23 protein-coding genes and 1 riboswitch are annotated in these 26484 nt (G+C 46.3%); all 23 genes read left to right on the forward strand.

All coding sequences use genetic code 11. The annotated features are described in order from the left end of the window. Window positions 1-69: 69 nt before the first annotated feature. The 23 genes from DXA57_RS03325 (at window position 70) to DXA57_RS03435 (ending at window position 26481) form a co-directional block, all read left to right on the forward strand. Entirely contained in the window at window positions 70-1107 is a 1038-nt protein-coding gene (locus DXA57_RS03325; protein ID WP_117764586.1) for an ABC transporter substrate-binding protein, read from the forward strand. A 28-nt stretch (window positions 1108-1135) separates the two neighbouring features. Then, window positions 1136-2068 carry an ABC transporter permease gene (locus tag DXA57_RS03330; RefSeq protein ID WP_117764588.1) on the forward strand — a complete coding sequence of 311 codons (933 nt, stop codon included), beginning with the start codon at window positions 1136-1138 and terminating at the stop codon, window positions 2066-2068. Continuing rightward, on the forward strand, window positions 2068-2862 hold the full coding sequence (locus DXA57_RS03335) for an ABC transporter ATP-binding protein (protein WP_117764590.1): 795 nt from the start codon (window positions 2068-2070) through the stop codon (window positions 2860-2862). The genes DXA57_RS03330 and DXA57_RS03335 overlap by 1 nt, the downstream gene beginning before the upstream one ends. Window positions 2863-3036: 174 nt before the next feature. Continuing rightward, window positions 3037-4416: a hypothetical protein gene (locus DXA57_RS03340; RefSeq protein ID WP_117764592.1), complete on the forward strand. Its 1380-nt coding sequence runs from the start codon at window positions 3037-3039 to the stop codon at window positions 4414-4416. 242 nt (window positions 4417-4658) lie between these two features. Further along, on the forward strand, window positions 4659-5075 hold the full coding sequence (locus DXA57_RS03345; protein ID WP_117764594.1) for a cobalt transporter: 417 nt from the start codon (window positions 4659-4661) through the stop codon (window positions 5073-5075). Between the two features lie 29 nt (window positions 5076-5104). Next, a complete protein-coding gene (locus DXA57_RS03350; RefSeq protein WP_117764596.1) occupies window positions 5105-5299 on the forward strand; it encodes a CooT family nickel-binding protein in 195 nt (64 codons plus the stop codon). 26 nt (window positions 5300-5325) lie between these two features. Continuing rightward, entirely contained in the window at window positions 5326-6255 is a 930-nt protein-coding gene (locus DXA57_RS03355) for a methylenetetrahydrofolate reductase (protein ID WP_117764598.1), read from the forward strand. 61 nt (window positions 6256-6316) lie between these two features. Continuing rightward, entirely contained in the window at window positions 6317-7087 is a 771-nt protein-coding gene (locus DXA57_RS03360) for an ATP-binding protein (RefSeq protein ID WP_117764600.1), read from the forward strand. 160 nt (window positions 7088-7247) lie between these two features. Next, window positions 7248-9140 (forward strand): anaerobic carbon-monoxide dehydrogenase catalytic subunit, encoded by a 1893-nt coding sequence (gene cooS, locus DXA57_RS03365; RefSeq protein WP_117764602.1) that lies wholly within the window; start codon window positions 7248-7250, stop codon window positions 9138-9140. Window positions 9141-9283: 143 nt separating this feature from the next. Beyond that, entirely contained in the window at window positions 9284-10045 is a 762-nt protein-coding gene (locus tag DXA57_RS03370) for an ATP-binding protein (protein ID WP_117764604.1), read from the forward strand. Between the two features lie 37 nt (window positions 10046-10082). Then, on the forward strand, window positions 10083-12206 hold the full coding sequence (acsB, locus tag DXA57_RS03375) for an acetyl-CoA decarbonylase/synthase complex subunit alpha/beta (protein WP_117764606.1): 2124 nt from the start codon (window positions 10083-10085) through the stop codon (window positions 12204-12206). 394 nt (window positions 12207-12600) lie between these two features. Beyond that, the gene (acsD, locus tag DXA57_RS03380) at window positions 12601-13542 is read left to right on the forward strand and encodes an acetyl-CoA decarbonylase/synthase complex subunit delta (RefSeq protein WP_117764608.1); all 942 of its coding nucleotides are present in this window, start codon (window positions 12601-12603) and stop codon (window positions 13540-13542) included. A 29-nt stretch (window positions 13543-13571) separates the two neighbouring features. Next, entirely contained in the window at window positions 13572-14921 is a 1350-nt protein-coding gene (gene acsC, locus DXA57_RS03385; RefSeq protein ID WP_117764610.1) for an acetyl-CoA decarbonylase/synthase complex subunit gamma, read from the forward strand. A 79-nt stretch (window positions 14922-15000) separates the two neighbouring features. After that, the gene (gene acsE / locus DXA57_RS03390; RefSeq protein WP_117764612.1) at window positions 15001-15786 is read left to right on the forward strand and encodes a carbon monoxide dehydrogenase/acetyl-CoA synthase methytransferase subunit; all 786 of its coding nucleotides are present in this window, start codon (window positions 15001-15003) and stop codon (window positions 15784-15786) included. 3 nt (window positions 15787-15789) lie between these two features. After that, the gene (gene acsV, locus DXA57_RS03395; protein ID WP_117764614.1) at window positions 15790-17712 is read left to right on the forward strand and encodes a corrinoid activation/regeneration protein AcsV; all 1923 of its coding nucleotides are present in this window, start codon (window positions 15790-15792) and stop codon (window positions 17710-17712) included. 30 nt (window positions 17713-17742) lie between these two features. Beyond that, a complete protein-coding gene (locus DXA57_RS03400; protein ID WP_117764616.1) occupies window positions 17743-18381 on the forward strand; it encodes a DUF3786 domain-containing protein in 639 nt (212 codons plus the stop codon). A 172-nt stretch (window positions 18382-18553) separates the two neighbouring features. Then, on the forward strand, window positions 18554-19183 hold the full coding sequence (locus tag DXA57_RS03405; protein ID WP_117764618.1) for a cyclodeaminase/cyclohydrolase family protein: 630 nt from the start codon (window positions 18554-18556) through the stop codon (window positions 19181-19183). Window positions 19184-19212: 29 nt separating this feature from the next. Next, window positions 19213-20064, forward strand: a complete 852-nt coding sequence (locus tag DXA57_RS03410) for a bifunctional 5,10-methylenetetrahydrofolate dehydrogenase/5,10-methenyltetrahydrofolate cyclohydrolase (protein ID WP_117764620.1) — start codon at window positions 19213-19215, stop codon at window positions 20062-20064. A gap of 58 nt (window positions 20065-20122) precedes the next feature. After that, window positions 20123-22837: a leucine-rich repeat domain-containing protein gene (locus tag DXA57_RS03415; RefSeq protein WP_158571223.1), complete on the forward strand. Its 2715-nt coding sequence runs from the start codon at window positions 20123-20125 to the stop codon at window positions 22835-22837. A 68-nt stretch (window positions 22838-22905) separates the two neighbouring features. Next, window positions 22906-23111, forward strand: a riboswitch (cobalamin riboswitch). A gap of 335 nt (window positions 23112-23446) precedes the next feature. Beyond that, the gene (locus DXA57_RS03420; protein WP_117764624.1) at window positions 23447-24100 is read left to right on the forward strand and encodes a vWA domain-containing protein; all 654 of its coding nucleotides are present in this window, start codon (window positions 23447-23449) and stop codon (window positions 24098-24100) included. A gap of 184 nt (window positions 24101-24284) precedes the next feature. Next, entirely contained in the window at window positions 24285-24506 is a 222-nt protein-coding gene (locus tag DXA57_RS03425; protein WP_117764626.1) for a helix-turn-helix domain-containing protein, read from the forward strand. Further along, the gene (locus tag DXA57_RS03430; protein WP_117764628.1) at window positions 24506-25141 is read left to right on the forward strand and encodes a DUF1819 family protein; all 636 of its coding nucleotides are present in this window, start codon (window positions 24506-24508) and stop codon (window positions 25139-25141) included. Before DXA57_RS03425 ends, DXA57_RS03430 begins: the two co-directional genes overlap by 1 nt. A 23-nt stretch (window positions 25142-25164) precedes the next feature. After that, window positions 25165-26481: an AAA family ATPase gene (locus DXA57_RS03435; RefSeq protein WP_117764630.1), complete on the forward strand. Its 1317-nt coding sequence runs from the start codon at window positions 25165-25167 to the stop codon at window positions 26479-26481. Window positions 26482-26484: the final 3 nt, after the last annotated feature.

The raw sequence follows: 26484 nt of genomic DNA on the forward strand, positions 1-26484 counted from the left end.
TAACTTGAGGCTTTAAAGCATAAAAGTGTTAAAGCATCGACACATTGATAAGATAAAGGAGAGGGTATTATGAAAAAGAAACTTGCTTTATTATTAAGTCTGGGACTCTGTGTATCAACAATGACTGTTACTGCTTCTGCTGAGGAAGAGAAGACCTATAAGATCGGTGTCTGCCAGCTCATGGAGCATGACGCCCTGGATGCAGCCTACAATGGTTTTGTAGAAGGACTGAAAGAAGCCGGATATGAAGAAGGCAAAAATCTGGAGATCGACCTGAACAATGCACAGGGCGATCAGTCCAACTGTGCAACGATTGCTTCCAAACTGAAAAATGACGGCTGTGATCTGGTATTTGCCATTGCAACTCCGGCGGCGCAGGCCTGTGCCAATGAGATCACCGACACACCGATCCTGATTTCCGCAGTTACCGATCCGGCTGCTTCCGGACTGGTTGACAGCAATGAGGCTCCGGGAGCAAACATCACCGGTACCTCTGATCTGACACCGGTGGCTTCTCAGATCGAAATGATCCAGAAACTGGTTCCTGATGCAAAGACCGTAGGAGTTTTCTATACTTCCAGTGAGACCAATTCCAAACTCCAGGCAGATATGGCCATTGAGGCAGGAGAGAAGCTTGGCTACACGATGGAGACCTATACCGTTTCTCAGAGCTCTGAAATCCAGCAGGTAGTAGAATCCATGGTCGGAAAGATCGATGCACTCTATATTCCTACAGATAATCTGCTTGCCTCCAATATGCCGACGGTTTCCATGGTTGCAAACCAGGCAAAGATCCCGACAATCTGTGGTGAGAGCGGAATGGTAGAAAATGGAGGACTCATCACCAACGGAATCAATTACTTTGATCTTGGCGTCCTGACCGGAAAACAGGCAGCGGAGATTCTGGAAGGTGCAGATCCGGCAGCCATGCCTATTGAATACTGCCCGGAGGATTCCTATACCTACACGGTAAATGAAGATACGGCAGCTGAAATTGGCATTGAGATCCCGGAGGAGTTCCTTCAGGATTCCGAGGAAGCGGAAACGGAAGCTTCCACCGAGACAGCAGAGGAGACAGAAACAGAAACAGCATCTGCTGCAGAATAATAACTGAATATACCTTTTGGAGGTTTACATGAGCGTATTATTAGCCATGTTCAGTGCCATTGCCCAGGGAATGCTCTGGGCAATGCTTGCACTGGGCGTTTATATCACATTTCGTCTTCTGGACTTTGCAGATCTGACCTGTGAGGGAAGTTTTGCCATGGGTGCCTGTATCAGTGCGGTAATGACGGTAACTTATCATATGAATCCTTTTATCAGCCTGATCTTCGGTTTCCTTGGAGGTGCGATCGCGGGAACCGTTACGGGACTTCTGAACACGAAACTTAAGATCCCACCGATCCTGGCAGGTATTCTTTCCATGATCTCTCTTTATTCGATTAACCTCCGGATCATGTCTGACAAGGCAAACCTTCCGATCAATGTCCGGGAAGAAGGCGTAGAGAGCATGGTGACTCTTGTGCAGAAGTTGCTTCCGGAATCCATACGGACCATGAGTCAGACCACAACAGTGATCGCTGCCTGTATCGGTGTTATTTTTTGCGTTCTCTCTGTTGCGGTCCTTTACTGGTTTTTTGGAACAGAGCTTGGAAGCGCCATCCGTGCTACCGGAAACAATGAAAAAATGATTCGTGCACTTGGTGTCAATACGGATCATATGAAACTGGTTGCGCTGGCTTTGAGTAATGGTTTTATTGCACTTTCCGGTTCCCTGGTAGCCCAGAACCAGAAAGTGGCCGACGTGGGATCCGGTACCGGTGCCATTGTGATCGGGCTGGCATCAATCGTGATCGGTGAAGTTCTTTTTGCAAAAGCGACCAGCTTTAAATGGCGTCTTACCGGTATTATTGTCGGTTCTATCGTATATCGTATGATCGTAGCCATTGTCCTTCAGCTTGGTATGCGTTCCAGCGATCTGAAGCTTCTGACCGCGATTCTTGTTGCCGTAGCCCTTTCTGTGCCGCGACTTCTTCAGGTAAAAAATGGAAAGGGGGCAAGATCCTGATGCTTCTTCTAGAAAATGTACAGAAAACCTTTAATGCCGGTACAGTGAATGAAAAAAAAGCACTGACAGGAGTCGATCTGAACATGAACTCTAAAGATTTCGTGACTGTCATCGGTGGAAACGGAGCAGGAAAATCCACTATGCTGAACATGATCGCCGGCGTTTATTCGATCGATAAAGGAAAGGTGGTCCTGAATGGGAGAGACCTGACCAGGGAACCGGAATATAAAAGGGCAAAATATATCAGCCGTGTATTTCAGGATCCGATGATGGGAACAGCCGCTAACATGGAGATCCAGGAGAATCTGGCTCTTGCATACCGCAGGGGAAAAAAGAGAGGGCTTGCCTGGGGCATCACGAAGGATGAAAAAGAACTTTTTTATGAAAAGCTGAAAGTGCTGGGCCTTGGTCTGGAAGAGCGGATGACCTCAAAGGTAGGTCTGCTTTCCGGAGGACAGCGTCAGGCGCTGACTCTTCTGATGGCTTCTCTGATCCGTCCGGAACTTCTGCTTCTGGATGAGCATACGGCGGCACTCGACCCGAAAACGGCAGCAAAGGTGCTTGATGTAACGGAAAATATCATTGAGGAACAGTCTCTGTCAGCAATTATGGTCACACATAATATGAAAGACGCCATTCGTCTGGGAAACCGTCTGATCATGATGCATGAAGGAAAGATCATTTATGATGTTTCCGGCGAAGCAAAGAAAAAACTTCAGGTATCAGACCTTCTTGCCAAATTTGAACAGGCCAGCGGCGGCGAATTTGCCAATGACCGAATGATGCTGGCGTAGGGAGTTGTGATCGCAGACTGCTGTTTTTCATGCGATATGCCCTAGATTTCTGGAGAATTAGAGATTGCTATTTTTATGGATTTCGATTATCATAAAGATAGCAATCTTTTTTTGTCAGAATCTGTCCGGCGTTGATCACCGGAAGAATATTCGCCTGATACAAGGGGGAGTTTTATGAAATGCAGAAGATGTAAGACCAGTTTTGATTACGATGCCTGTTATGGAATCTGTCCCAAGTGTGCCGCCTATAACCGTCCGGACGGAAAGGACGAAATGAAAACGGTTATGGGGGAGGATGCGGGAAGCTTTGAAGAAGAATACCATCCGCCGGTGATGTCTACGGGAGAAGCGGGAGACTTCCTGGGAATGGATGAGCCGGCTGCTCACAGACGTTCTAAAAATAAGAATAATGGAAAACAGAAAGAATTTCAGCAGCGTCTCAGCAATCCTTATGTGGAGACCACAGTAAAGGACGGAAAGACCGTTCCCTACTGTGATCATGACAAAAAGACCGCGAAAAAAGAGAAGAAAAAGAAAAAATCCAAAGCAGGCGGCATTCTTGCCCTGCTCTTCTGTGTGGCCATCGGAGTCTGCTCGGAATACAGTACGGAGATCGAGCAGTTCTGCATGAAAATTTACGGGGACTATTTTGCTGAGAAAGGTTCCCTCTCCGGCTTGAAGCATACAGATGAGATTACCTATACGGAGAAAAAGACTGTGGGCGGCAGAATGCTGACCTTTGGCTCTGCCTATGAGCTCTATACGGATGACGAGGAATTTCTGGTGATTCCCTACCGGCAGATCGTGGAAAGCCTGCCGGAGACCACCCAGGAAATCGCCCGGGAGTACGATCTCAAATGCTATGTTGCCAACAATGGGCTCTATCTGGATGCAGTTCCGGCCTATGTTATGGAAGATACTTATGGCGTCGAGGGAATAGGAACGATGAATAACGCCTATTCCGACGAAGATAAATCCCTGATTTTCGTGGGAGATTTTTCCGGGGAGCGGGAGAACGGAACAGTTCAGTTAAACTTAAGCTTCCGAAAGGACGGGGCGGACATGCCGGTGATCTATGAGGTGACGCTGCCGCTGGAAGATGAGGAGGAAGCTTCGGAGACAGCCGTAAGCGCAGAGGCTGTATGGAAAAAGAAAGAACTCGATGAGACGGCCACAGAGTCCTCCTATGCTACACCTGTGATTGAACGGATCGGAAACCAGTACCGGGGCGAGGAAGCGGAGAGTGGTTCTGTGTTCTATCAGATCACTCAGGATTTTGTCAACAATGATCGGGATTATCTGCAGGCTTCGGATATGGAGCTTTATCTTACAGATCTTTCTAGCACACGTTCCACCTATGATTTCGGCGGCATTACGACCCTGTCTGAGCGTTTTGACTCCGATGATCCTTTGAGCCTTTACAGGCTTCTGATTCTTCCCTGGAAGGAAAAAGGAACGAAAATCACGGTCTTTGAGGTGGCTGAAAACTGCGACCGGATCGGCGCAGAACTTTACTTTATGGGCGAGACGAAAGAATGGCAGGCATCCCTTTGATGGGACCTGCTTTTTTGTTCTGATACGGGAATGCGCTGTCGGAATACAGTAAAAAGATTCCGCCAACAAGCGACATTTGCCCGCATAGTGCGGAAAAAATCGAGCAGAAGTTCCAGAATTACGAAAAAAAATACAATTACAATTGTTGAGAATCACAATGGTTTATGATATAATAAATTTCAAATGAAGATTCATAGAATCATTATGTCTATTTTTTAACGATATAAAAGGAGGTAGATCAAATGCATCTGATAAAAGATGAAAATGGAAATCTGATCCCTCATGGTCATGAGCATGTTCATGAGCATACACATGAGGACGGACATACCCATACACATGCCCACACACATGAGCATGGTCACGAAGAGGAACATCATCACCACCATGATCACGAGCATGGATGTGAGGGCAGCTGTGACACCGGCTGCAACGGCTGCGGCGGAGCTGCCAAAGATCCGAAAGCACAGCTTGTCGCACTTCTTGGCTATATGCTGGATCATAATGAAAGCCATGCCAGGGAGCTTGACGATATGGCTGCCAAGATCTCAGAGGCTGGTATGTCTGAAGCAGCAGAACAGATCAAAAAGGGTGTTGCAGAGTTCCAGAAGGGCAATATGTATCTGAGTCTTGCCCTTTCCATGGTGAAAGAGGACAAATAACAGCAGGCAGCAGATGGAGGTGAAAAACCATGTGTCTCGCAACCGTTTATAAGAAACAGGAAGAGCCTGACAGCATTCTTTTACAGTATGTCAGCAAGATTCTTGTAGATGGAAAACACATCACACTGATCGATGTGATGGGAGAAGAAAGACAGCTTGACGGAACCATCCGTATGGTGGATCTGACAAACAGCAAAGTGATCATCGACTGCGCAGAATCATAAATGCAGTTAGGATGAAAGCAGGAGGTATGACAAAATTGACAAGATTGTCTGAAATGATGAAAGAAAAACAGCTTTTGTCATTTGAACTTTTTCCACCGAAAACAGATAAGGGAATGAATAACCTTCCGGAGACGATCAAGAAACTCTGTGAGTTTCATCCGGAATACATTTCCTGTACCTACGGAGCAGGCGGAGGAAACGTAGGGCGTAACAGAGAGGTATGCCAGGAGATCATCAAGGCCGGTACCGTCCCCGTAACGCATTTTACAGTTATCAAAAACACGAAAGAAGGAATTAAGGAGCAGCTGCAGAACTATCTCGCTGACGGCGTGGATCATATGCTGGCTCTTCGTGGTGATATCCCGAGAGGAGAGACCACGACCTGCGGAGATTTTAATTACGCAACGGATCTGGTAGCTTTTGTGCGGAAAGAATTTGGCGATAAATTTGAGATCGCTGTGGCAGGTTCTCCGGAGGGACATATCGCATGCAGAAGTCTTGAGGCTGATATCGCTGTCCTGAAACAGAAACAGGATAACGGTGCGGATTACATCATGACTCAGCTTTGCTGGGATATGGAACAGTTTAAATACTGGCTGGATGCCATTGATAAAGCCGGTGTTACCATGCCGGTCGATGTGGGGATCATGCCGATCCTGGATCAGGCAGCTACAATCAATATGGCACTTTCCAGAAACGGTTGTGTGATGCCCAGAGAGTTGAGCCGTCTGATCTCTAAATACTGGATTTTTCCGAATCCGTTTGATAAAGAACCGTTCGATGATGCTCTGGAACAGAAAAAGGCAGATTTCAAGAAAGCCGGCATTGAATACACGATCCGACAGATCGATGAATACCGTGCACTTGGAATCAATGGAATCCATCTGTACGCTCTGAACAAGTGGAAAGATGTAGCGGAAATCATCAATGCATCCGGTATGCGTACGATGATCTGATAAAGATTTGAATGCGGATGGTAAATGTCCGCTTTACTAGATTTTAGGAGGTGTGCTTCCAATGGCACATGTAATTGCCGTCGCCGGAAAAGGCGGCGTTGGAAAAACGACTCTTTGCGGTCTGTTGATTCAGTATCTTTGCGACAAGAAAAAAACTCCGGTTCTGGCTGTGGACGCGGATGCGAATTCTAATCTGAACGAGGTCCTCGGTGTAGATGTGGAAATGACACTGGGAGAGATCCGTGAGGATGTGGAGCGCTCCGCAGATTCTTCTACCAACAAGATCCCTGCCGGAATGTCCAAGGCTGATTATATGGAGATGATGGTGAACCGCTGTCTGATCGAAGATGATGATTTTGACATGCTCGTTATGGGAAGAACGCAGGGAAAAGGCTGTTACTGCTTTGTAAACGGTCTTCTGCAGGCTCAGCTTGCAAAACTGACTCCCAATTATCCGTATATGGTAGTGGATAACGAAGCCGGAATGGAGCATATCAGCAGAGGAATCCTTCCCAAGGTTGATACGGTTATTCTGGTGAGTGACTGCTCCAGAAGAGGCGTACAGGCAGTAGGCCGTATCAAAGAGCTGATCAAAGAGTGTGATCTTCGTCCCACATCCATTGGCCTGATCATCAACAGGGCGCCGGAAGGCAAACTGAATGAAGGAACCCTGGAGGAAGTAAAAAAACAGGGACTGGACCTTCTGGGAGTCATCCCGCAGGATGAAGGGGTTTATGAGTATGACTGTGATGGTAAACCCATCATTCAGCTTCCGAAGGATTCACCGGTCCGCAAGGCTCTGTGTGAGATCCTGGATAAATTAAATTTTTAATCTGTGAATAATCCCTCTGCATCCGACGCCCCGGTTTTGGAAAGACCGAGACGCCGTGCCGGTGGCAGAGGGTTTTATTAAAAAGTGCATATCCCTAGGGGGTGGATGGGATATAAGAAAACCGCCCCGCATTTTTGCCCAATTACGAAGGAGGTTAATAATGGGAAACTTTAAGATGACAACTGTTGAAGAAATGGAGGCTGCTACCAATCGACTTCTGGAAACAGGCGCGAAGGTTGGTGCTGACGCATGGCAGTTCCGTGTAAAAAATCAGACTCCGCATTGTAAATTTGGTGAGCAGGGTGTTTGCTGCCGTATCTGTTCTATGGGACCTTGCCGTATTACTCCGAAGGCTCCGAGAGGTATCTGTGGATGTGATGTTCACGGTATCGTAGGGCGTAACTACCTCAAATTTACTGCAGGCGGCGCAGCTACTCATTCCGATCACGGACGTGAGATCTGTAACACTCTGGGACATGCAGCACCGGATGGAGCTTACCAGGTAAAAGACCCGGCAAAACTGATCCGTATTGCAAAAGAGTGGGGCGTTGAGACAGAGGGCAGAGATATCTATGATCTGGCTCATGAGATGTCCGAGCTTGCACTGAGCGAGTATGGTAAAAACCACGGCGTTTCCAGATGGCTGAAGAGAGCACCTCAGCATACACAGGATCTGTGGCACAATGCAGGAATCGAGCCGAGAGCAATCGACCGCGAGGTTTCCTGTGCACTGCATATGAGCCATATGGGATGTTCTTCCAAGCCGGAAGCTCTGATCCGTCAGTCTTTAAGAAATGGTCTGTCTGATGGATGGGGCGGTTCCATGTGCGGAACTGAGTTCTCCGATGTTCTGTTCGGCACTCCCAAGCCGATCGACACCGAAGCAAACTTAGGTGTTATGGTTGCCGAGAACGTAAATATCGTGGTACACGGACATGATCCGAGCCTTTCCGAGATGATCTGCGAAGTTGCAGATGATCCTGAGATGATCGCTTACGCAAAAGAGATGGGAGCAAAAGGAATCACCATTTCCGGTGTCTGCTGTACTTCCAACGAGGTTGCTATGAGACGTGGTATCCCCATGGCTGGTAACTTCCTGCAGCAGGAGAACGTTGTACTGACCGGTGCCTGTGAGGCGATCGTTGTTGATGTACAGTGTATCTTCCCGGCTCTCGGCCCCTTAAGCAAATGTTTCCATACCAAATTTATCACCACCTCTCCCATTGCACAGATGCCGGATTCCGAGTACATCGAGTTCAGTGCAGGCAGTGCATTAGAGAAAGCAAAACAGATTGTCAAAATGGCAATCGAGAACTTCAAAAACCGTAAACCGGATCTGGTATACATTCCGGATATGAAACAGAAAGCAACCGTTGGTTACTCTGTTGAGGCGATTGTTAAGACTCTGGATGGTGTTACCAACTCTCAGGTTGACAAGACCGGAACTACCAAACCGCTTATTGACTGTATCACTTCCGGTGTTATCCGTGGTGCAGTAGCTATGGTTGGATGTAACAACCCGAAGATTCGCCCGGACTATGCTCATATCGAGCTGATGAAGAAACTCATTGCGAACGATATCATCGTTGTAGCATCCGGATGTTCCGCTCAGGCAGCTGCAAAAGCAGGTCTGATGGACAAAGCTGCAAAAGATCTCTGCGGTGCAGGCTTAAAGAGAGTCTGTGAGCTGGCTGATATCCCGCCGGTACTTCACATGGGCTCCTGTGTAGATATTTCCCGTATGATGATCCTGGTAGCAGAGCTGGCTAAGGATTCCGGACTGAACATTTCTCAGCTGCCGGTTGTAGGCTGTGCTCCGGAGTGGATGTCTGAGAAAGCAGTTTCTATTGGAAACTATGTAGTAGCTACCGGTATTGATACCTTCCTTGGCGTTGATCCGTACGTAAGCGGTTCCAGCGAGATCTCTGATCTTCTGACCAACGGCGTAAAAGAGTGGGTTGAGGCTTCCTACACCGTAGAGAAGGATATCGAGAAACTGGTTGATAAAATGATTGAAAGAATCGAAGAGAAGAGAACGGCCCTGGGCATCTGATTCTGAGCACTCTTTGATTCCTGACAGGCAATAAGAGAATTTACATAGCCTGTCAGTTTCTGGAAGCGGATCCGGCATCTTTTTAAAAGGCTGCAGGGATTCGCTTTCGAAGCGGAGAATATTTCTGGAAGGTGGATGAAGACATGAAAATTGCAGTGACCGGTAAAGGCGGTGTGGGAAAAACGACCTTCGCAGCCACTCTGGCCAGATTATATGCAGAAGAGGGAAAAAATGTTCTGGCGGCTGATGTGGATCCAGATGCAAATCTGGGCCTGGCCCTTGGTTTTTCCGAGGAAGAGCTGGATGAGATCATTCCAATTACCAAGATGCGTAAACTGGTGGAGGAACGGACAGGTGCAAATGCGAACAATCAGTTCTATAAACTGAATCCGAAAGTAGATGACATTCCGGATACTTATTCCAAAAAGTGTAACGGTGTAAAGCTTCTGGTGCTGGGAACCGTGGATACGGCCAACAGCGGCTGTGTCTGCCCGGAGCATGTGATGCTGAAACGTATCATCAACCATCTGGTTTTACGTAGTAATGACGTGGTCATTCTGGATATGGAAGCCGGACTGGAGCATCTGGGAAGAGGCACGACAGAGGGAATGGATCAGTTCGTGGTTGTAATTGAACCGGGAGCAAGAAGTATCCAGACCTATAAAAATGTAAAACGCCTTGCATCAGGACTCGGTGTAAAGAAAGTCCGGGTTGTGGCCAATAAGGTTCGGAATGAGGACGATGAAGCATTTATTAAAGAGAGGATCCCGGAAGAGGATCTTTTAGGCTTTGTCCATTACAATCCGGAAGTGATCGACGCAGACCGGCAGGGGAAATCCCCATATGACTGCAGTGAAACTGCAGTGGAAGAAATCAAAAAAATAAAAGAAAAACTGGAAGCCTGAAAAAGATTCCGGTATTTTGAAATTGGAGGTAATTATCGTGACTTTATTTGACGTGATTTTCAGCGGAAATGATACAGTCTATGATCTGACAGTAAAAGCTGTTGATGATGCAATTGCAGCAAACGGTGCGGATAAAGCAGTAAGCTTCCCGCATACTGCATACAGCCTTCCCTGCTACTATGGCGTAACAGGAACAAAGATCACCAATCTGGGTGATATGAAAAATGCTCTGGATGTTGTAAAATCTCTGATGACCAGAGATCAGAAACTGAACGATGCTTTCATGTCCGGTGTTGCTACCGCACTTTGCGCTGAGTTTATTGAGGCTCTGAAATACATTGACGGTGCTACACCGTATGAAGAGCCCTGCTACGGACATCTGGCAGATGCTGTGATCCGTGAGCTCGGTGTTCCCCTTGTAACCGGCGATATCCCGGGTGTTGCTGTTATCCTTGGTTCTGCTCCTTCTGTTGAGGAAGGTGTGGCTCTGGTGAAATCCTATCAGGCACAGGGTATTCTGGTAACTCTGGTAGGCGGCATCATCGATCAGGTGGCTGAGGCTGGCATGAAGACCGGCGCTAACGTACGTGTTATCCCGCTTGGTAAAGATGTAACCTCTGTTATCCACGTGGTATCTGTAGCAGTCCGTGCGGCTCTGATCTTTGGTAACGTAACTCCTGGTGACGCTTCAGCTCTGATGGAGTATACCATGAAACGTGTACCGGCATTCGTAAATGCTTTTGCTCCGCTGGATCCGGTTATCGTAGCCTGTGGTGCAGGCGCTATCGCTCTTGGTTTCCCGGTAATCACCAATGAGGAGACCTTCAGCGTACCGAAGAGCCTGATCGTACAGAAAGACGTAAGCAAATTCAATGCTACCTCTCTTGAGGCTCGTGATATTAAGATCAAGATCACCAATATCGATATCCCGGTTGCATTCGCATCCGCATTCGAGGGTGAGATCATCCGTCGTGGTGACATGCAGGTTGAGTTCGATGGTTCCCGTGTGGACTGCTGCGAGCTGGTTCAGACCATGGATGCTTCCGAGATCGAGGATCACAAGATCACTGTTGTAGGGCCGGAAGTAGATGAGATGGAGCTGGGCAGCAAGAACAGCATCGCTTACGTCGTACAGGTTGCAGGCAAAAACATGCAGCCGGATTTCGAGCCGGTTATCGAGCGTAAATTCCATAACTACATCAACTGCATCGAGGGTGTATACCATACCGGTCAGCGTGACATGCAGCGTGTACGTATCAGCAAAGATGCTTTCAATGCTGGTTTCCGTATCAAACATATCGGTGAAGTTCTTTACGCTTCTGTAAAGAATGAGTTCGATGCAGTTGTTGACAAGTGTCAGGTTACGATCTACACGGATCCGGCTGAGTGTACCAGAATGCGTCATGAGGTGGCTATCCCCACTTTCGACAAACGTGATGCACGTCTTGCAAACCTTACCGATGAGTCCGTAGATGTATATTACAGCTGTATCCTTTGCCAGGCATTCTCCCCGAGCCATGTATGTGTGGTTACTCCGGAGAGACTTGGTCTTTGCGGTGCTGTTTCATGGCTGGATGCAAAAGCTACCAACCAGCTGGATCCGAATGGTCCTTGTCAGGTGATCACCAAAGAGAGACCGATCGATGAGAGAATCGGTGAGTATGAGGATGTCAACGAGGCAGTTAAGAAACTCTCCCAGGGTGCTCTGGAAGATGTATCTCTGTATTCCATCATGGAGAAACCGATGACCTCCTGCGGATGCTTCGAGTGTATCTGTGGTATCGAGCCCTTCTCCAACGGCGTATGCATCACCAACCGTGAGTATGCAGGTATGACTCCTCTCGGAATGACCTTCCCGGAACTGGCTTCCATGACCGGTGGCGGAGTGCAGACTCCTGGCTTCATGGGACATGGTAAACACTTCATCGCTTCCAAGAAATTCATGAAGGCTGAGGGTGGTATCGAGCGTATCGTCTGGATGCCGAAGGCCCTGAAGGAGCAGGTTGCAGACAGACTGAACCAGACAGCCAAGGAGCTGTACGGAATCGAGAACTTCACAGATATGATCGGTGACGAGACCATCGCAGAGGATCCCGAGACCTTACTGGAGTTCCTGACTGAGAAAGGCCATCCGGCACTTGGAATGGATCCGATGATGTAATTCAACAGTTTTGCACGCAGATGCAGAAGAGAAGAGCCGTTGCGTGTTTACACGCGAAAGGCGATTATCTTCTGTATCTATGGGCAGAATGGTGCTGAGCCCCGGTGGGGCTCGTTAAGCACGGACCGAAGCGGAAGCGTAGACCCATTTAGGGAAGGGACGGAAGCTGCCGTTCAGGCAGCGTACCGCCTGCGTCACGCAGGCGGGTCCCTGACCTGTGCAAAACGTCCGGTATCCACTCCATTCCCCCACAAACTTTTCCATAATCCGGAAAAATGTTAAAAAATTGTCATTCTGTCTATTGAAATTTATTGCGGAATATTGTAAAATAGACTAGTTAAGTTAAAAATAATTACAAAGAAATAACCAGTTTTTTGAAGGAGGTTTTATTAAAATGGCATTTACTGCAAAATCAGGAAAATTCAGCGCCAGCATCAACTCCGTTGAGGTGGGTTGTGGAGATAAGAAGATCGTTCTCGGCGGAGAGAATGTACTTCCTTTCTACACCTTTGACGCACCGGTCGAGAACGCACCGAAGGTTGGCGTTGAGATCACAGATTCCGGTCTTGAGAATGAGCCGGAGTGTGTGAAGAAATATTATGAGGGCTGCGAGACTGTTGCCGATATGGCAAAGAGAGCAGCAAGCTTTGAGGGAGTAGATTTCTTAAGCTTCCGTATGGATGGCGGAGATCCGAACGGTGCAAACAAATCTACAGAAGAGCTCATTGCTATGCTGAAAGAAATCGTGGCAGCAGTAGATCTTCCGCTGGTAGTTTGCGGATGTAAACATGCAGAGAAGGACGCAGAGCTCCTTGCCAAAGCAGCTGAGGCTGTTGACGGAAAGAATGCCCTGATCCTGGCTGCAAAAGAAGAAAACTACAAACAGGTGGGTGCAGCAGCAGGCCTTGCTTACAAACAGGTCGTAGGTGCTGAGTCCGCAGTAGATATCAACCTTGCAAAACAGCTGAATGTACTTCTTACTCAGCTTGGTGTAGACGGTAAGAGCATTGTTATGAATGTTGGTTCTGCAGCAGCAGGTTATGGTTTTGAGTACGCAGTATCTACCATGGACCGTGTAAAAGCAGCAGCTCTGGCTCAGGGCGATGTAACTCTGCAGATGCCGATCATTACTCCTGTAGCATCCGAAGCATGGGGCGTAAAAGAGGCTATGGCTTCTGAAGCTGATATGCCGGAATGGGGAGATCAGGAAGAGCGTGGAATCGATATGGAAGTTGAGACTGCAGCAGCAGTTCTGGCATCCGGTTCCGATGCAGTGATCCTGAAACACCCGGTATCCATTAAAACCATTTCTACCATGATCAAGGAATTAATGTAATTGTTGCTGCATAAGGAGGATATAGAATAATGGCACTTAAAGGTCTTGATATTTTTAAATTATCACCGAAGAAAAACTGTAAAGAATGCGGATGCCCGACCTGTATGGCTTTCTCCATGAAGGTTGCTTCCGGAGCGATCGAGCTCTCCAAATGTCCGTATTTCTCTGCTGACGCTCTGGCTTCCCTGTCTGAGGCAACCGCTCCGCCAATGAAAACCATCAAAGTTGGTACCGGCGATGCTGAGCAGACTCTGGGCGGTGAGACCGTTCTGTTCCGTCACGAGAAAACTTTCGTGAGCAAAACCAGATATGCTGCTCATCTGTGCGACTGCATGGACGAGGCAACCATCGATGCTAAGATCGCTAAAGTAGCTGCTGTTGATTATGATCGTATCGGTGAGAGAATGTACACCGAGATGGTTTATGTAAATCACAGCGAAGAGCCGAAAACGGACTTTGTTGAGCTGGTGAAAAAAGCAGCTGCTATCGAGGGCAGAGTACTGATCATCGATACCAAGGATGTTGAGCTTGCCAAAGCTGCTCTTGAAGTAAGCAAAGACAAGAAACCGATCCTGAACGGTGCAGATGCTTCCAACTATGAGGCTATGAGCGCTGTTGCTACTGAGGCAGGCGTTGTACTTGGCGTATCCGGAAAAGACATCAACGAGCTTTACGATACCGTAGCAGCTCTTGAAAAACTGGGCAACAAGAACCTGATCATCGACTGTGGCAAAAACTCCATCAAAGAGGCTTATGCCATCGCTGTTCAGTTCCGTCGTGCCGCTATCAAAGACGGCAACAGAACCTGCGGTTATCCGTCTCTGGTAAATGCAGCTGTTCTGGCTCATGGTGACAAACACCTGCAGGCAGCACTGGCATCTCTGTTTACCATGAAATACGGTTCTATCGTAGTAGTAGAAGAGATGGATTACGCTACCGCACTTCCGCTGTACGGTTTAAGACAGAACGTATTCACAGACCCGCAGAAACCCATGAAGGTAGAGCCGGGTATCTACTCCATCAACGGTGGTGATGAGAATTCTATCTGTCTGACCACTGTAGACTTTGCTCTTACATATTTCGTAGTATCCGGTGAGCTGGAGCGTTCCGGCGTACCGTGCAACCTGATCATCAACGATGCAGGCGGACTTTCCGTTCTGACTTCCTGGGCAGCTGGTAAGCTTTCCTCTTCCTCTATCGCTAAATTCTTTGAGGAGCAGGATATCGCCGGCAAGATCAAGAACCACAAACTGGTTATCCCGGGTAAAGTTGCTGTACTGAAGGGTGATCTGGAAGCAAAAATGCCTGGCTGGGAGATCATTGTTGGACCCAGAGAGGCAGTTCAGCTTGTAAAATTCCTTAAGGATATGCAGGGCTAAGATATAAAAAAGGATGGCGGCACAGCTTCTTCTTGTGCCGTCATCTAAAATAATAAAAAGAATAAAGGAGAACACAACCATGGCAAAATTTGTTACGATTGGTGAGAGACTTTCCACTACTGCTCCGGCAGTCAACAAGGCATTTATGGAGAGAGATCCGGAGCCGATTCTGAAAAGAGCAAAACAGCAGCTGGATGCAGGCGCTGTTTACCTGGATGTAAACATCGGACCGGCTGAGGGTTACGGCCCGGACCTGATGAAATGGGCAGTACAGCTCCTTCAGGGCGAGTTCGACAACGTTCCTCTGGCACTGGATACCTCCAATAAAGAGGCTATCGAGGCTGGTATCTCTGTTTACAACAGAAGCAAAGGAAAACCGATTGTAAACTCTGCTGACGCTGCAGGAAGAATCGAGAACATCGATCTGGCAGCTGCTAACGATGCAATCGTTATCGCACTTTGTAACGGCGAAGGAATCGCAAAAGACAATGATGAGCGTATGGGTTACTGCCAGCTGCTTCTGGAGAGAGGTCTGGAGCATGGTATGGAAGCTGAGGATCTCTGGTTCGACCCGCTATTCCTGGTTGTAAAAGGAATGCAGGACAAACAGATGGAGATTCTGGAGTGCATCAAGATGTTCGCTGATATGGGTCTGAACTCCACCGGCGGACTTTCCAACAACAGTAACGGTATGCCGAAGACCATCCGTCCGATTATGGATTCCGCTCTGGTAGCTATGGCTATGATGCAGGGTCTGACCTCCGCTATCGTAAACCCGAATGACCTCCGTCTGATGGAGACCATCAAATCCTGTGATGTATTCAAAGGAAACACCCTGTACGCAGATTCCTATCTGGAGCTGTAATAAATGCATAAGGTCACTTTTAAGTTTGAAAACAGCGAAGATGTAACAGTCTTCGCTGCTTTCGGTGAAAGCCTTCTTGAGGTAGCGAGAAAAACAAACGTAGCTATCGATGCCCCCTGCGGCGGAAACGGAGCCTGCGGAAAATGTAAGGTAAAGCTTATGGGAGGCACCCTCGACTCAAAGAAAACCAGCCATATTTCCGATGAAGAGTATGCGGCAGGCTGGCGTCTGGCCTGCATCAGTAAGATCATAGATGATGTGGAAGTTCTGGTGCCGGATATTGCCAGTGCATATAAGAGCCGGATGAAAATGGCAGACTTAAGCTCAGCGGAAGAGGTTAAGATCTTTGAGGAATTGAAAGAACAGATTGCGGAAGTAGGTATTGAACTTAAAAATAACCTGGAAGTTATCGATGTAACGATGAGTGCACCGACACTGGATGATACCATGCCGGACAATGAGCGCTTTTCATGGGCCGTGGAAGAGGTTACCGGTATGGATAAGATCCGGGTGCCTTATTCTGTCATCAAGAAAATGGCACATGTTTTCCGTGCCAGTGATTTTCATGTGAAAGCAGTCATCCGCAAGACAGGCAAAGATGTGTTTGTCTATGATGTACTGCCGGCATCAGAAGAACCCGTAGTGGCTGGTATTGCCATTGATATTGGTACTACCAGCGTTTCCGCCATTATCATTGATATGCTGAATGGAGCAGTTCTTGCAAAAGGTAGTGCCGGAAACGGTCAGATCCGTTATGGTGCGGATGTGATCAATCGTATCATCGAGTCTGGAAAGCCTGGTGGAAGAGAGAAGCTTCAGGATGCGATCATCAAAGAAACTTTAAATCCGCTGATTCTGAATATGTGTGCCAGCGCAAAGATCAAACCCGCGCAGGTTTACCGGCTTGCCATCGGTGCCAACACTACCATGAACCATCTTCTGATGGGAGTGGATGCGGATCCGGTTCGTATGGAGCCCTATATCCCCACATTTTTCAAAACGAATTCACTGTTTGCCTCTGATATCGGTCTGAAGGTAAATCCGGATGCCCATATCATTCTGGCTCCGAATATCGGAAGTTATGTGGGCGGTGATATCACTGCCGGTGCCTTTGTCAGCATGATCTGGAATAAACCGGAATTTTCCATTTTTATCGACCTTGGAACCAATGGTGAGATCGTTTTCGGAAATTCTGATTTCATGATGAGCTGTGCCTGCTCTGCAGGTCCTGCTTTTGAGGGCGGAGATATCAGCTGTGGTATGCGTGCCACAGACGGAGCTATTGAAGCCATCAAACTGGATAAAGAGACACTGGAGCCGACGTATTCGGTGATCGGTGATCCGGGAACCAAACCGGTAGGTCTTTGCGGATCCGGTATCATTGATATGATCGCTGAACTGTTCCGCTGCGGCGTTATCAACCCGAAAGGACAGATCATCCGGGAGGGCAGACGGATCCGCAGAGATGAGTTCGGAATGGGAAGTTATATCATTGCCTTTGAAGAAGAGGCCGGTTCTGTGAAGGATGTGGAATTGACAGAGGCAGATATTGACAGCTTTATCCGTGCAAAAGGCGCTATTTTCTCAGCCATTCGTACGATGCTTTCCTATTGTGATTTTGATATCAGCATGATCGAGAATGTCTATGTGGCGGGTGGTATCGGAAGCGGCATCAATATGGGCAATGCCATTGAGATCGGTATGTTCCCGGATATCCCTGTGGAGATGTACCATTATCTTGGAAATACTTCACTGGCCGGTGCATACGCAATGCTGTATTCAACGGAGGCAGAAAGAAAGGTATATGAAATTGCCCAGAACATGACCTATATTGAGCTCAGCAATGTGCCCACCTATATGGATGAGTTTGTGGCAGCCTGTTTTGTGCCTCATACGGATAAAAGCCTTTTCCCGAGTATTCAGTAAGACAGTGAGATAAAGCAGATGAGGTAATACATGAATATTCCTTACGAAAAAGATAACAAAGAACGGATTCCCTTTACCCATTATCTGGAGGAGTTTCAGGCGTTGGATCCGGAAACGGCATCTCTGCGTTCTGGAATTCCTTACGATAAAGATAAAAAAGTATTCACCCTTCGTATGCTGGGAAAGGAATTTCTCATTTCCTGGCCGGAATTTGAAGTCCGCCGGGCTGATGAGACAGATACTCAGTATGCGGCGATTCTGGAGGGAGTGCCGGCGAAGATCATGGCGATCCGCATGATCGCCAACGGCATAGCTGCCGCACCGACGGGTAAGTATCTTACCTATCGTGAGGTGCCCTGGGGAACCGTTTATCTTCAGCAGTTTACCGGACGATGCATCAGCAGACTGGCTTTTTCCTATGGCAATCGTCTGGCAGACTTTTGTGCAGTTATGGAACGGATGGGAGCAAAAAAACTGACCATGGGAGATGCTTCCTATGAGTTTGAGTTTATCAATGGTTATTTTGTCCAGTTTATTCTATGGGCCGGAGACGATGAGTTTCCACCATCTGCTCAGATCCTTTTCTCCGATAATTTTCCACTGTCATTTTCTGCGGAGGATATGGCAGTGGTAGGAGATATCACGATCGGAACCATGAAAAAGTTGTAACTATTCAGAGCCAAGCAGATTTTCGGTCGAGAGTGTGAGTCATGCTTGCATGAACGAACACTTTTGACTGGAAATCTATTTGGCGAGTAGCCACATCGAGATGAAGCGAAGCGGAATCGAGATGGGCTCTGAATAGTTACAAAATCTATAAATTAAACAGGAGGTATGAATTATGGGATTTTCAACTGTACCCTGCAATGAATTTGTAGAAGTACTGGCATCCAAAGCACCCGTTCCCGGCGGCGGCGGAGCTTCCGCTCTGGTCGGAGCCATCGGAACTGCCCTTGGAAACATGGTAGGCAGCCTTACCGTCGGCAAAAAGAAATATGCGGATGTAGAAGAGGAAATGTATGAGCTGAAAGGAAAGGCAGAAGCTCTTCAGAAAGAGCTTCTTCATCTCATTGAGAGAGATGCAGAGGTCTTCGAGCCCCTTTCCAAAGCATATGGTATGCCAAGAAACACCGAGGAAGAGAAGGCTGAGAAAGCTCGTGTCATGGAGATCGTTCTCAAAGATGCCTGCTCTGTACCCATGGAAATCATGGAGAGATGCTGTGAAGCCATTGACCTGATCGAAGTGTTTGCTGAGAAAGGTTCTACTCTGGCGATCAGCGATGCCGGCGTTGGTGCAACGTTCTGCAAAGCTGCTCTTGAGGGAGCTTCCCTGAATGTGTTCATCAACACCAAATCCATGAAAAATCGTGAGTATGCTGATGAACTGAACAAGAAAGCAGATGAGATGCTTTCTGTATACACCAAAAAGGCAGAAGAGATTTATCAGAGTGTGGCTGCACGCCTGCGCTGAGAATGAGATAAAAGAGAGGTACAGATAAAATGGCAAAGAGACTTTTAGGTAAAGAAGTAACGGCTGCATTAAATGAAAAGATCAAAGCTCAGGTTGCTGAGCTTCAGGGGAAAGGTGTAAACCCCACTCTCTGCATCATCCGTGTAGGTGAGAATGAGAGCGATATTTCTTATGAGAGAGGAGCAACCAAACGTTGTGAGACTCTGGGCGTTGCCTGTGAGAAAATCCTTCTTCCGGCTGACGTTTCTCAGGAAGAGCTCCTTTCTGTGATCGACAAAGTGAACAAAGATCCGCAGATCCATGGCGTTCTTCTGTTCCGTCCGCTTCCGAAACATCTGAATCAGTCTGTGATCGAGAATGCTCTGGATCCGGCAAAAGATGTAGACTGCATGACCGATGGTTCCATGTCCGGCGTATTCACCGGCAAGAACGTAGGTTTCCCGCCCTGCACACCGCAGGCCTGCATGGAGATTCTGGATTACTACGGAATCGACTGCACCGGAAAGAAAGCAGTTGTTGTCGGAAGAAGCCTGGTAGTTGGTAAACCGGCTGCCATGATGCTGATCAAGAAAAACGCAACCGTTACCGTATGCCATACGAAAACCGTTGATATGCCGTCCGTAGTAAAAGAGGCTGATATCGTGATCGTGGCTGCAGGCCGCGCCGGTGTTGTAGATGCTTCTTATGTGGCTCCGGGTCAGACGATCATCGATGTAGGAATCAATGTAAATGCAGAAGGCAAACTCTGTGGAGACGTTGCTTTTGATGAAGTTGAGCCGATCGTTGATGCCATCACTCCGGTTCCGGGCGGTGTTGGAAGCGTTACTACCTCTGTACTGGTAGGCCATGTCGTAGAGGCAGCTGCAAGAACACTTGCATAAATGATTTTTAGAAGGGGTGTGCCTGATGGCGCATCCCTTTTTGACAGTGAGGAGAGTTATGAAGAGAGAAAAAAATATTTTTATCCTTATGGTCCTGCTGTTCTGCATCCTGTTTTTCCCGGCGGGAAATGTGAAAGCAGATGACACCCTTCTGCCCACAGCCTGGGATAACCGTGGAGTTTATCCAAAGAGATATTCGGATCTGGTTAGCCTGGACGACGGCTATATGAGAGTTTTTTACAGGGAAAATGTAGTCTATATTGAATATTATGATAATGATTTTAATATCAAAAGCAAGAAGAGCATTCCCATGGAACTGGAACTCTGGGGTGGTTTTTATCATGGCTCTGATGGTTATTATCTGGTAGAGGGTCAGAATAACAGAGAAGAAGACGATGCGAAGGAAGTCATTCGTGTGATCCGCTATGATCGAAACTGGAATAAAACGGGAACTGCGCATATTACCGGTATTGCCGGTGATGAGTTCGGACAGGTACGTTATCCCTTTGATGGCTGTGTGGAAATGACGGAACTCAATGGGATTCTCTATATCGCTACCGGACATGAGGGGTATGTAGATGCCTCTTTAGGCCAGGGTCATCAGGGACTTCTGGTGATCGCTGTGGATCAGCAAACCATGACGGGTGAGATCATTGATAATGATCTCTGGCATTCTTTTGCGCAGTATGTGAAAGTGAGAGATAACCAGCTTTATCTTCTGGAGCAGAGTGAAGGTTCTCGCTGCACGATGCTTTCCAGGTATGATACGGCAGCAAAGCAGTGGAAACGGATCTCGGTGTATCAGTACGGAGGAAACCGTACCTCTTCCTGGGCAGTTGCCTGCTATGCAAGTGTAGATGCACTGGAAGTTTCGGATACATCCGTTCTTGGTCTGGGAACCTCCATTGATCAGACAAAGTATGACACGGCAAGAGAAAATCATCTCCCCATGAATATTTATCTTACCGTGACTCCGTTGGATGATTTCACCGAGGAAGCGACAAAAGTAATTTCTCTGACCAATTATACAGAATCCGGAAAAGCCTTTATGGGCGTTAAAATCACAAAGGTGAATGACAATCGCTTTATGGTTTCCTGGGAAGAATACAACGGTGAGACAGAAGGAAGCGGAACGGAAGAGGATACTCTGGCCGGCAGTACACTCCATTATGTTTTCATTGATGGAAAAGGAAACCGGATCAGCCAGGAATATACCACAGGAGCCCCGATCAGCGGCTGTCAGCCGATTGTAAAAGGCGAAAAAGTCGTTTATTATGCCTCCAATAAAAATATGGTGGATTTTTATTCCATTGACAGCAATACCGGAAATACAACTAAGAAAATGTACCATGTGGCAGGAGAAGGGGTCGGCTGGAAACTTCAAAATGGCGTACTGACTGTTTATGGAAACGGTGCACTCTTCCTGGATCCGGAGGATCGCTACCGCTTTCCGGTTGCTTCTTCGGGTGGCGGATATTCCTATACGCAGCAGGGTCCCTGGCATGCGATCCAGAATAAAGTAAAAAAAGTGGTCATTTGCTCTGGTGTCACAGAAATTCCGGAAAGAGCATTTCCGTATTTTACCAATCTGGAAGAGATCGAGATCGAACCAGGGCTTAAAAGCATTGGGAAAGAGGCGTTCTACGGCTGCGATGATCTGGAAAAACTGACCATTCCGGCCAGTGTGACAAAGATCGGCGAGGATATCACCTGGACAGGATATTTTTGGGTTGGTAATTACAGCCATGTGATGGCAGGAACGATTTACGCACCGTATGATTCCTATGCGATCCAGTACGCGAAAAAAAATACACTTCGCTATAAGATCGATCTTTCCGGAGCCAAGGTAAGTGGTCTCAATGCAAGCTATACTTACACCGGAAAGGCCATCACACCGGCTGTAACCGTAAAGCTTGGCAGTCAGACGCTGAAGGCGGGAGAAGACTACAGCCTTTCTTATTCCGATAACAAGAAGGTGGGAACAGCAAAACTGACGATCAGTGGAAACGAGTCTTATTACGGAAGCATCCGTCTGACTTTTGAGATCAAAGCGGCCGCTTCCGCAAACCAGGGGCAGAAGCCGTCTGAGCAGAAGCCATCGGCTTCCAATACGGCTTTAAAGCCGGGAACTTTGAAGACGGACAGCAAAACAAAGAATGTCTATAAAGTGAAGACTGCAAGTACGGTAGAACTGAAGCAGTTGAAAAACAAAAATGCTTCCACGGTTACGATCCCGTCCACGGTGAGGTTCAACGGAAAAACTTATCGTGTGACCTCGATCGCTGCCGGTGCCTTTAAAAATAATAAGAAGCTGAAAAAAGTGACCATTTCCGGCTATATAACCACGATCGGAGCAGGAGCTTTCCAGAACTGCACCTCATTAACCACAGTTAAAACGGGAAGCCGTGTAACGACCATCGGTTCGAAAGCCTTCTACGGCTGCCGGAAACTGACAACGGTTGTTCTTGGCAAAAATGTCAAAACGATCGGAAACCTGTCCTTTGCAAATTGTGTTTCCCTTCGGAAAATGACGCTTCCGGCAAGAGTAGAAAAGATCGGAAGTAAAGCTTTCTGTAACGATGTAAAAATGGTTTCCTTTACGATCCAGACGCAGAAACTGACCTCCAAAAAAATCGGAAGCAAGGCATTCACCAATATGGGAAAAAACAATTACAAAAAGCTGGTGGTGAAAGTGCCGAAGAACAAAATTAACACCTGCAAAAAGCTGCTTCGTAGCAAAGGACTTTCTACAAAAGTAAAAATTACAAAATAGAATCGATTTTATTAGAATAATAGTGGTTGACAACCTTCCTTTTTAAGCTTATAATATTGTTTGTGTAATTTAATATTGCAGTATCAAGTGCAGACAGTACAATTCCGCAGTTACTGTCTGAAGAGGGAACCAGGTGAGAATCCTGGACGATCCGGTCACTGTAAACAGGGAATACCGCTCAATGATCCCATTGCATTACCCATATTAAATGTGAGAAGGGGAGTCGGTGTAACGATCTGTAAGTCAGGAAACCTGCTTGGTATTTGAGATGGGCTTCCGAGTAAAGTCAAACATCCAATCGGACACTATCCGCAGGTGTCTCAGAGATGTCAGCCATGGGTAGGCAGGCAGTTTTTATTTATGATTATGATTGTATGCATCTCGAGCATATTAATATACACGAACAATACCTCCTTCTTAAGGGCAGAAATTCCGCATCTGCTCTTTCGATGTAAAAGAAGCAGCAGCACCGGTTTGGGTGCTGCTGTTTTTCTATATACCGATGTCACCTGACAGGCGACCAATTTCGTTGGTTCTGTAGATAAAATGTGATTAACCATAATTCCAAGAGGAGGAAATCCCACAATGGCTTGAAAAGGAGGAAATCACATGAATACAGAATTAATGGAGTTGGTTTTTATTTTGGACAGAAGTGGATCCATGGGCGGTCTGGAAAGAGATATCATCGGTGGTTTTAATGGCATGATTGCAAAGCAGAAGGCATCGGAAAAGAAAGTGAATGTGACTACGGTTTTATTTGATGACGAAGTAGATATCATTCATGACAGATTTCCGGTGGAGATCATCGAACCACTTACAGAAAAGGAATATTTTGTGCGGGGATGCACGGCCTTACTTGATGCAGTAGGAACAGCAATTGAAAAAATGGAAAATGTACAGAAACATCTTCCGGAAAAACACAGAGCAGGAAAAATCATATTTGTAATCATGACAGATGGACTGGAGAATTCCAGTGAACATTATACGCAGGAGCAGATCCGAAGGAAAATAGAATTGAAAAAAGAATGTGGCTGGGAGTTTTTGTTTTTGGGTGCCAACATTGATGCAGGAAGAGAAGCAGAAAAGATTGGAATTTCCAGAAACAGATCCGTGACATATGAAAACGATTCAAAAGGTATTGCAATAAATTTTAAAGCAGTAGGTAATGCATTGAGTAAAGCAGTTACCTGTGGAACTGCAGAAAACTTTTTTGCAGAGGACTGGAAACAAGAAATCGTAGAATATCATAAGAAGAAAAAATAGAGACCGGATTGGTCTTTTGAAATGAAATATTCGCAAAGGTAAAGCTGTCATTTGTTTCTTCCATTGAAGTAATTCTTCTGCTATGGTACAATAAAATGGACTGAAAGTGAAAGAACGAAAAGCGAAAAGGAACTTCTGAAATATCAGGAAACCATAAGTTTTGTAGAATGAAGAGGTAAAGCAGATGGCAGTATCATACAACGGACTATGGAAGCTATTAATTGATAAAAACATGAAAAAAACAGATCTGATGGACAGGTTGGGAATCAGCAGCAGTACGATGGCAAAAATGACCAAGAACGAACTCGTTTCTATGAAAGTGCTGGAAAAAATCTGTGACGAACTGGACTGTGACTTTGGAGATATTGTCCACCATAAAAAAGAAACAAAAGATGGTGGACAGTAATGGAATACAGTGCAGGGCTTACATCAAAATTATTTTGGTTGCAAGAGTCCAGAAAAACAGCAGCTTATATTCTGGAAGGACTTAGCAAGGCAGACATCCGCAAGATTGCCTGGGAGGAAAATATCTATCAGGTGAAAGCAGAATATCGCGCCTACGAGGTGTTGAATGGAACATACCGAAGGGTATCTACCTTACCAGAAGCAGTATTACAGGCATTTATCACTTGTGATGTAGAAACCGCAAAGATGCTGAATCTGATTGCAATTTTGATGGATAGCAGATTATTTTTTGAGTTTTTACATGAAGTATACGACGAGAAGATTCGATTAGGGGAAAAAGAGATCACAGACTGGGATCTGAATGTCTTTTTTGCAGATAAGGCAATGCAGAGTGCTCAGTACACAATCGACAACGCCAACTCCGCTTCCGAAAAATCAAAAGCAACCAAAGCAGTGACGAAATACACGAAACAGTTTGCCAAGATGAAAAAAGCCATCGCTCACATCGCCAATCAGAGAATCGAGATCAATCCGGATGATGGCGTAAAAGTAAATTATGAAAAATTCCAGGGCGTAGAAGTGGCCCGGGGAGGAAAGAAAGCATTAAAAATAGATTTGCTGGCAAAAATTAAATAAGAACGAAGAGAGGTGACAGACGGATGAAATTAAAAAATATCAAGATTTCCAATTATAGATGTTTTAAAGAGGCAGAGATTGAATTTGATGATCATATCACATTGATGGTTGGTAAGAATGGAGCAGGTAAAAGTGCAATATTAGATGCTGTAGCAGTTTCAATTAGTACGTTTTTGTTAGATATTGATGGAGGTGTAAGCAGAAGTATTTTAAAGGACGATGCTAGATATGAGTTCCATGATTTAAATGGAACGATTGATCCACAACACCAATTTCCAGTAAGTATCGAGAGTATAGGTGATTGTCTGGATCAGCAAAATGTGAAATGGGTTCGATCACTAAATTCTGAAAGCGGTAAGACCACTATCAAAGATGCAGGAGAATTGACGAGTCTTGCAAAGAAAGCACAGAATCAGATTATGACAGGAGATAAATCATTGGTTCTTCCTCTAATATCTTATTATGGAACCGGACGATTATATGCACAAAAGAAAGAGAAAAGAAATATAAAATCTTTAACAGAATTTAAACGTCAGGTCGGTTATGTAGATTGTATGGCAGCAGAATCTAATGAGAAACTGATGCTGAATTGGTTCCAGACACAGACATTAAAAAGCCTCCAAAAACAACAGAAAACAGGTGTGTTAGAAAAACCGATACTTTTAAAGACTGTTGAAAAAGCTATTTGCAGAAGCTATGAGAGAATTAGTGGAGCTCGAAATGCCAGCATTTCTTTCGAACTTGATACACATAGATTAATTTTGGAATTTGAAACGCCAGAAGGAGAGACCCAGAGATTTGCAATGGATGAAATGAGTGATGGCTATAAGAATACACTCAGCATGATTGGTGATCTTGCATATCGTATGGCAGTTTTAAACCCTACCTTAGGTGATGGGGTGCTGGAAAAAACCCCTGGAATTGTTTTAATTGATGAAATAGATTTACATTTACATCCTCAATGGCAGCAGACCATTTTGAACGATCTTCAGGCGATTTTTCCGAAGGTTCAGTTTATTGTTAGCTCTCATGCGCCAGCTGTCATCAACTCGATTTCTAGAGATCAGATTCGGATTTTAGATAATGGAGAAATTTACATGCCAGCAGCACAGACCTATGGAAGAGACGCAAATTCCATATTAAGAGAAGTTATGAAGGTATCAGAACGTCCCGTGGATATCAAACAGCGAATAGATTCATTTTATGCATATATGGATGAAAATAACTACAAAGAAGCAGATAAGGTTTTGACAGAGATTGAAACGATTGTCGGAGCAACAGATCCGGATATCGCAGCCGCAAGGACATCTCTGGATTTGGAGAGAATATTGGGGGAATAGCAT

It is taken from the genome of Blautia sp. OF03-15BH (assembly GCF_003463065.1).
Classification (GTDB): Bacteria; Bacillota; Clostridia; order Lachnospirales; family Lachnospiraceae; genus Limivivens.

What these genes read in the sequence shown, in the direction of transcription:
- DXA57_RS03335 (WP_117764590.1), top strand. Translation starts at nt 2,068, where the DNA reads ATGCTTCTTCTAGAAAATGTACAGAAAACCTTTAATGCCGGTACAGTG.
- acsD (WP_117764608.1), top strand. Translation starts at nt 12,601, where the DNA reads ATGGCATTTACTGCAAAATCAGGAAAATTCAGCGCCAGCATCAACTCC.
- DXA57_RS03435 (WP_117764630.1), top strand. Translation starts at nt 25,165, where the DNA reads ATGAAATTAAAAAATATCAAGATTTCCAATTATAGATGTTTTAAAGAG.
- DXA57_RS03325 (WP_117764586.1), top strand. Translation starts at nt 70, where the DNA reads ATGAAAAAGAAACTTGCTTTATTATTAAGTCTGGGACTCTGTGTATCA.
- DXA57_RS03330 (WP_117764588.1), top strand. Translation starts at nt 1,136, where the DNA reads ATGAGCGTATTATTAGCCATGTTCAGTGCCATTGCCCAGGGAATGCTC.
- DXA57_RS03360 (WP_117764600.1), top strand. Translation starts at nt 6,317, where the DNA reads ATGGCACATGTAATTGCCGTCGCCGGAAAAGGCGGCGTTGGAAAAACG.
- DXA57_RS03405 (WP_117764618.1), top strand. Translation starts at nt 18,554, where the DNA reads ATGGGATTTTCAACTGTACCCTGCAATGAATTTGTAGAAGTACTGGCA.
- DXA57_RS03355 (WP_117764598.1), top strand. Translation starts at nt 5,326, where the DNA reads ATGACAAAATTGACAAGATTGTCTGAAATGATGAAAGAAAAACAGCTT.
- DXA57_RS03425 (WP_117764626.1), top strand. Translation starts at nt 24,285, where the DNA reads ATGGCAGTATCATACAACGGACTATGGAAGCTATTAATTGATAAAAAC.
- DXA57_RS03410 (WP_117764620.1), top strand. Translation starts at nt 19,213, where the DNA reads ATGGCAAAGAGACTTTTAGGTAAAGAAGTAACGGCTGCATTAAATGAA.
- DXA57_RS03420 (WP_117764624.1), top strand. Translation starts at nt 23,447, where the DNA reads ATGAATACAGAATTAATGGAGTTGGTTTTTATTTTGGACAGAAGTGGA.
- acsC (WP_117764610.1), top strand. Translation starts at nt 13,572, where the DNA reads ATGGCACTTAAAGGTCTTGATATTTTTAAATTATCACCGAAGAAAAAC.
- DXA57_RS03340 (WP_117764592.1), top strand. Translation starts at nt 3,037, where the DNA reads ATGAAATGCAGAAGATGTAAGACCAGTTTTGATTACGATGCCTGTTAT.
- DXA57_RS03415 (WP_158571223.1), top strand. Translation starts at nt 20,123, where the DNA reads ATGAAGAGAGAAAAAAATATTTTTATCCTTATGGTCCTGCTGTTCTGC.
- DXA57_RS03345 (WP_117764594.1), top strand. Translation starts at nt 4,659, where the DNA reads ATGCATCTGATAAAAGATGAAAATGGAAATCTGATCCCTCATGGTCAT.
- DXA57_RS03370 (WP_117764604.1), top strand. Translation starts at nt 9,284, where the DNA reads ATGAAAATTGCAGTGACCGGTAAAGGCGGTGTGGGAAAAACGACCTTC.
- DXA57_RS03400 (WP_117764616.1), top strand. Translation starts at nt 17,743, where the DNA reads ATGAATATTCCTTACGAAAAAGATAACAAAGAACGGATTCCCTTTACC.
- cooS (WP_117764602.1), top strand. Translation starts at nt 7,248, where the DNA reads ATGGGAAACTTTAAGATGACAACTGTTGAAGAAATGGAGGCTGCTACC.
- acsE (WP_117764612.1), top strand. Translation starts at nt 15,001, where the DNA reads ATGGCAAAATTTGTTACGATTGGTGAGAGACTTTCCACTACTGCTCCG.
- acsV (WP_117764614.1), top strand. Translation starts at nt 15,790, where the DNA reads ATGCATAAGGTCACTTTTAAGTTTGAAAACAGCGAAGATGTAACAGTC.
- DXA57_RS03350 (WP_117764596.1), top strand. Translation starts at nt 5,105, where the DNA reads ATGTGTCTCGCAACCGTTTATAAGAAACAGGAAGAGCCTGACAGCATT.
- DXA57_RS03430 (WP_117764628.1), top strand. Translation starts at nt 24,506, where the DNA reads ATGGAATACAGTGCAGGGCTTACATCAAAATTATTTTGGTTGCAAGAG.